The sequence below is a fragment of the Streptomyces solicavernae genome, from assembly GCF_029968095.1.
In the GTDB taxonomy this organism is placed as follows: Bacteria; Actinomycetota; Actinomycetes; order Streptomycetales; family Streptomycetaceae; genus Streptomyces; species Streptomyces solicavernae.
In genome coordinates this window covers 131,186-137,288 of sequence record NZ_JASCIR010000018.1, presented here as the reverse complement: position 1 = coordinate 137,288, position 6,103 = coordinate 131,186, and the positions used below count along the sequence as shown (strand labels likewise).

Below are 6,103 nucleotides of genomic sequence, written 5' to 3'. Positions count from 1 at the left end.
GTCTTACGTCGGCCGTCCCGGCACCCTGGTCCGGGGCTCGGGACCTGGGGCTGCGCCCCAGACCCCCTTTTTGCGAACGCCTGCGGCGCTTTTCCCGAGAGCCTGCGGCGCTGTTCTTCGGGTGCTGCTTTCGTCGTGGCTGGTCGCGCAGTTCCCCGCGCCCCTGTCGGGGCGCCCCGGCAGGGCGGGTACGGGGAAACGCCGAAGGCGCCGGGCCCGCACGCAGCGGACCCGGCGCCTTCGCGCGCGTACAGGCGAAATCAGCAGCCGATCAGCCGCGCAGCGAGGTAGCCCTCGATCTGGTCGAGGGAGACGCGCTCCTGCTTCATGGTGTCGCGCTCGCGCACGGTCACCGCGTTGTCGTCGAGGGTGTCGAAGTCGACCGTGACGCAGAACGGCGTACCGATCTCGTCCTGGCGGCGGTAGCGCTTGCCGATGGCGCCCGCGTCGTCGAAGTCGATGTTCCAGTTCTGCCGCAGCGCGGACGCCAGGCCCTTCGCCTTCGGCGACAGCTCCGGGTTGCGGGACAGCGGCAGCACCGCGACCTTGACCGGCGACAGGCGCGGGTCGAGGCGCATCACGACGCGCTTCTCCATCTTGCCCTTGGCGTTGGGCGCCTCGTCCTCGGCGTACGCGTCGAGCATGAAGGCCAGCATGGCGCGGCCGACACCGGCCGCGGGCTCGATGACGTACGGAGTCCAGCGCTCGCCGGCCTCCTGGTCGAAGTACGAGAGGTCCTTGCCGGAGGCCTGCGCGTGCGCCGACAGGTCGTAGTCGGTGCGGTTGGCAACACCCTCCAGCTCACCCCACTCGGAGCCGCCGAAGGAGAAGCGGTACTCGATGTCAGCGGTGCGCTTGGAGTAGTGGGAGAGCTTCTCCGCCGGGTGCTCGTACCAGCGCATGTTCTCCTCGCGCAGGCCCAGGCCGGTGTACCAGTTCCAGCGCTGCTCCATCCAGTACTCCTGCCACTTCTCGTCCTCACCCGGCTTGACGAAGAACTCCATCTCCATCTGCTCGAACTCACGGGTGCGGAAGATGAAGTTGCCCGGAGTGATCTCGTTCCGGAAGGACTTGCCCATCTGCGCGATGCCGAACGGCGGCTTGCGGCGCGAAGTCTGCTGGACCTGGGCGAAGTTGGTGAAGATGCCCTGGGCGGTCTCGGGGCGCAGGTAAGCGACCGAGGCGGAGTCCTGGGTCGGGCCGAGGTGCGTGGAGAGCAGGCCGGAGAACTGCTTGGGCTCGGTGAACAGGCCCTTGTTGCCGCAGTTCGGGCAGTTGACCTCGGCAAGCGACTCGGGCAGGCGGCCGTGCTTGGCCTCGAACGCCTCCTCCAGGTGGTCCGCGCGGAAGCGCTTGTGGCAGGAGGTGCACTCGGTGAGCGGGTCGGTGAAGGTGGCGACGTGGCCGGAGGCCTGCCAGACCTCGGACGCCAGGATCACCGACGAGTCGATACCGACGACGTCCTCACGGGACGTGACCATGTAGCGCCACCAGTGGCGCTTGAGGTTCTCCTTGAGCTCGACGCCCAGCGGCCCGTAGTCCCAGGCGGCACGCTGGCCGCCGTAGATCTCACTACAGGGATAGACGAAGCCACGGCGCTTGCTCAGGCTGACGATGGTGTCGATCTTGTCGGCGGCCACGGTGCTCTCTTCGGTACAGACGGCAGCGGAATTGATTCAGGTTACCGGCGCTGCCCACCCCCGGACCAAATCGGTCCCTCTCTGTACCGGCTATGCACCAGCCTGACCTTTGTTGACAACCGTTTCCATCTTTGATGAAAATGGGTGTCATGAACGTACGACGCTCGCGCTCCAGCTCGCGCTCCCGCTCCCGAATAGGCGCTTCCGCCGTCGCCGGAGCCGCAGCCCTCGGCCTCCTGACCCTCTCCGCCTGCGGCAGCTCGAACGCCGCCGACGGCAAGGACGGCGGGAAGCTGGACGTGGTGGCGTCGTTCTATCCGATGCAGTTCCTCGCCGAGGAGGTCGGCGGCAAGCACGTCAGTGTGGACGTCCTGACGAAGCCGGGCATCGAGCCGCACGACCTGGAGCTGGGGCCCCGGCAGATCGCCGAGCTCGGCGAGTCCGACATGGTCCTCTACCTCGGCGGTATGCAGCCCGCCGTGGACGAGGCGGTCGAGCAGTCCCCGGTCGGGAACAAGGTCGACGCGGCCGGCCTCACCGACCTCGACCTGCACTCCGCGGGCGACGGCCACGACCACGGCGGCCACGGCCACGAGGAGCCCGCCTCCGGCGAGGAGGCCACCGACCCGCACTTCTGGCTCGACCCGCTGAAGTACGCCGAGGCCGCGAAGGGCGTCGGCAAGGCCCTCGCGAAGGCCGACCCGGACCACGCCGCGCAGTACGAGAAGAACGCCGCGGCCCTGGCGAAGGAGCTTCGGGGCCTGGACGACGACTTCGAGGCGGGCCTGAAGAACACGACCACCAAGACCTTCATCACCTCCCACACCGCCTTCGGCTACCTCGCCGAGCGGTACGGCCTGGACCAGGAGGGCGTCACCGGCATCGACCCGAAGGCCGAGCCGAGCCCCGCCCGCATGAAGGAACTGCAGCAGATCGCCAAGGAGGAGAAGGTCTCCACGGTCTTCTTCGAGACCCTCGCCAGCGACAAGACCGCGAAGACCCTCGCCGGGGACGCGGGCCTGAAGACGGACGTCCTGGACCCGCTGGAGGGAATCACGGACCAGTCCAAGGGCGATGACTACATCGAGGTCATGCGCGCCAACCTGGCCGCCCTGAAGACGGCGCTCGGCGCGAAGTGACCTTGCTCACGGCGGCGGCAGCAAAGGCAGAGGCGCAGGCACAGGCGCAGGCACAGGCACAGGCACAGGCACAGGCACAGGCACAGGCACAGGCACAGGCACAGGCAGCAGCAAAGGCACCGGCAGAGGCCGAGACGGTTACGGAGACGGAGACGGAGACGCCCATGAACGACCAGGAACCCGAGGGTCGCGAACCCGTCATATCCCTCGCAGGCGCCAGAGCGACCCTCGGCTCGCGCCCCGTGCTGCGCGCCGTCGACCTCACCGTGCGCCGCGGCGAGGTCGTCGCCCTGCTCGGCGCGAACGGCTCCGGCAAGTCCACGGCCGTACGCGCGGTGGTCGGCCAAGTCCCGCTCAGCGGCGGCTCGCTGGAGCTGTTCGGCACCGGGCTGAAGCGCTTCCGCGCGTGGTCCCGGATCGGGTACGTACCGCAGCGCACCACCGCCGCCTCCGGTGTCCCGGCGACGGTCCACGAGGTCGTCTCCTCCGGCCGTCTCGCCCGTACGAAGATGGGCCTGCCCGGACGCGGGGACAAGGCCGCCGTGCTGCGCGCCCTGGAGCTGGTCGGCATGGCGGACCGGATCAAGGACTCCGTGAACGCCCTCTCCGGCGGGCAGCAGCAGCGCGTCCTCATCGCCCGCGCCCTGGCCGCCGAACCCGAACTCCTGATCATGGACGAGCCGATGGCCGGGGTCGACCTCGCCAACCAGGAGGTGCTCGCCGCCGCCCTGCGCGCCCAGGTCGCCGCGGGCGTCACCGTCCTGCTCGTCCTGCACGAACTCGGGCCCCTTGAGCCGCTGATCGACCGTGCCGTCGTCCTCCGCGACGGCTGCGTACTGCACGACGGCCCACCCCCGAAGGCCGTCGGCCAGCATGCCCTCCCCGGCCACGACCACGTACACCCGCACGCGGCGCACGCCGTCGAGCCGATCCGGACGGGGCTGCTGAGCTGATGCTGGAGATCCTCAACTACGAATTCATGCAGCGGGCGCTGCTCGCGGCCACCGCCGTCGGCCTCACCGCGCCCGCCATCGGCACCTATCTGGTGCAGCGGCGCCAGGCGATCATGGGGGACGGCATCGGGCACGTCGCGATGACCGGTGTCGCGCTCGGCTTCCTGATGAACACCAGCCCGGTGTGGATGGCCACTCTGGTCGCGATCCTCGGCGCCGTCGGCATGGAGATGGTCCGCTCCCGCGGCCGCACCAGCGGTGACGTGGCGCTCGCGATGCTGTTCTACGGCGGCATGGCCGGCGGCGTCATGATCATCAACCTCTCCCCCGGGAACTCGACGGCCAGCTTCAACACGTACCTCTTCGGCTCGATCACCACGGTCGCGCCCGAGGACGTGACGGCCATCTGCATCCTCGCGGCGTTCGTCGTCGCGATCACGCTCGGGCTTCGGCGGCAGCTGTTCGCGGTCTGCCAGGACGAGGAGTTCGCGCGGGTCACCGGCCTTCCGGTGCGGCTGCTCAACCTGCTGATCGCGGTCACGGCCGCGGTGACGGTGACGGTCGCCATGCGCATCGTGGGCCTGCTCCTGGTCAGCGCGATGATGGCGATCCCGGTCGCGGCGGCGCAGCGCGTCACCCGCGGCTTCGTCACGACACTCGCGCTCGCCATGACGATCGGCGTCACCGTGTCCCTGACCGGTACGGCCGCGACGTACTACGTGGACGCCCCGTCCGGCGCCGCGATCGTCCTCCTGGCCGTCGCCGTGTTCCTGGTCCTGGCCCTGCTCGCGGCGCCGCTCGCGCGCAGGAGGGCGCGGAGCACGGCCGCCGCCGAGGCCGCGGAGGCCGCGGGCTCCGCGGATTCCCTGGACGGCCTGGAGTGCACGCTTCCGCCTGCCCGGCAGGCGGAGGACAATGTCAGGGTCACGTAAGGCATGCCTTACGTTCCGGGCCAACCTGGCACAATGGCCCGGCAGCGACGTGAGGAGGTCCCAGTGACAGCGCCCGTACGCGGCCGGTCGACCCGGCAGCGAGCCGCCGTGGCGGCTGCCCTGGACGAGGTGGACGAGTTCCGCAGCGCCCAGGAGCTCCACGACATGCTCAAGCACAAGGGCGATTCGGTCGGCCTGACCACGGTGTACCGCACCCTGCAGTCCCTCGCCGACGCCGGCGAGGTCGACGTGCTGCGCACCGGCGACGGCGAGTCGGTCTACCGCCGCTGCTCCACCGGGGAACACCACCACCACCTGGTGTGCCGCGCCTGCGGCAAGGCGGTCGAGGTCGAGGGGCCTGCGGTGGAGAAGTGGGCGGATGCGATCGCCGCCGAGCACGGGTACGTGAACGTGGCCCACACGGTGGAGATCTTCGGTACGTGCGCGGAGTGCGCGGCGGCCGGTAAGGGCTGAGGCTCCCGGGGACTGAGGCTCCCGGGGGCTCCGCCCCCGGACATCCGCTCCTCCGGAGAGGGTGAACCTACCGCCCCTGCATCTCCCGCTCCATCCGCTCCAGCTCGTCGTTCGGCACCGCGCCCCCGAACCGCCGGTCCCGCTGCGCGTACTCCACGCACGCCCGCCACAGGTCGCGCCGGTCGAAGTCCGGCCACAGGACGTCCTGGAAGACCATCTCCGCGTACGCGCTCTGCCAGAGCAGATAGTTGGACGTGCGCTGCTCCCCGCTCGGCCGCAGGAACAGGTCCACGTCCGGCATGTCCGGGTAGTACAGATACTTCGCGAACGTCTTCTCGCTGACCTTCGACGGGTCGAGCCGCCCCGCCTTCACGTCCTCCGCCAGCGCCTGCGCCGCGTCGGCGATCTCCGCGCGGCCGCCGTAGTTCATGCAGAAGTACAGCGTCAGCCTGTCGTTGTCCTTGGTCTGCTCCTGGGAGATCTCCAGCTCCTTGGCGACCGACTTCCACAGCTTCGGCATCCGGCCGACCCACCGCACCCGCACACCCAGCTCGTCGAGCTGGTCACGGGTCTTGCGGATGAAGTCCCGGTTGAAGTTCATCAGGAAGCGCACCTCGTCCGGCGACCGCTTCCAGTTCTCGGTGGAGAAGGCGTACAGCGAGATCGCGCCGACGCCCATCTCGATCGCGCCCTGCAGCACATCCAGCACGCGCTCGGCGCCCACCTTGTGGCCCTCGGTGCGCGGCAGCCCCCGCTCCTTCGCCCACCGCCCGTTGCCGTCCATGACGACGGCGACGTGGCCCGGCACCAGCTCCCCGGGGAGCTTCGGCGGCCGCGCCCCCGACGGGTGCGGCTGAGGCGCCCTGTACTCGCGCCGCGCCCGGCCGCCCAGAATCCCGCGTCGTGCCATGTGGTTACTCGCTCCCCTGCAACTCTTCCTGGGTCCTGCCAGGTCTTCTCGACGT

6 protein-coding genes are annotated in these 6,103 nt (G+C 69.8%); 4 read left to right on the top strand and 2 right to left on the bottom strand.

Annotated elements, in window-relative coordinates; genetic code table 11:
* Positions 1-260 precede the first annotated feature (260 nt).
* Positions 261-1,640 carry a glycine--tRNA ligase gene (locus tag QIS99_RS21000; protein WP_282515111.1) on the bottom strand — a complete coding sequence of 460 codons (1,380 nt, stop codon included), beginning with the start codon at positions 1,638-1,640 and terminating at the stop codon, positions 261-263.
* A gap of 149 nt (positions 1,641-1,789) precedes the next feature.
* Between QIS99_RS21000 and QIS99_RS20995 the strand changes: the two genes are divergently transcribed.
* From QIS99_RS20995 to QIS99_RS20980, 4 genes are all read left to right on the top strand, one after another.
* Positions 1,790-2,779 (top strand): metal ABC transporter substrate-binding protein, encoded by a 990-nt coding sequence (locus QIS99_RS20995; RefSeq protein WP_282515110.1) that lies wholly within the window; start codon positions 1,790-1,792, stop codon positions 2,777-2,779.
* A gap of 164 nt (positions 2,780-2,943) precedes the next feature.
* Positions 2,944-3,732: a metal ABC transporter ATP-binding protein gene (locus QIS99_RS20990; RefSeq protein ID WP_282515109.1), complete on the top strand. Its 789-nt coding sequence runs from the start codon at positions 2,944-2,946 to the stop codon at positions 3,730-3,732.
* The gene (locus QIS99_RS20985; protein WP_408909596.1) at positions 3,732-4,664 is read left to right on the top strand and encodes a metal ABC transporter permease; all 933 of its coding nucleotides are present in this window, start codon (positions 3,732-3,734) and stop codon (positions 4,662-4,664) included. Before QIS99_RS20990 ends, QIS99_RS20985 begins: the two co-directional genes overlap by 1 nt.
* 63 nt (positions 4,665-4,727) lie before the next feature.
* The gene (locus tag QIS99_RS20980) at positions 4,728-5,138 is read left to right on the top strand and encodes a Fur family transcriptional regulator (protein WP_282515108.1); all 411 of its coding nucleotides are present in this window, start codon (positions 4,728-4,730) and stop codon (positions 5,136-5,138) included.
* Between the two features lie 67 nt (positions 5,139-5,205).
* Here the strand turns inward: QIS99_RS20980 and QIS99_RS20975 are convergent, their stop codons facing one another.
* A complete protein-coding gene (locus QIS99_RS20975; protein WP_282515107.1) occupies positions 5,206-6,048 on the bottom strand; it encodes an isoprenyl transferase in 843 nt (280 codons plus the stop codon).
* Between the last annotated feature and the right edge of the window lie 55 nt (positions 6,049-6,103).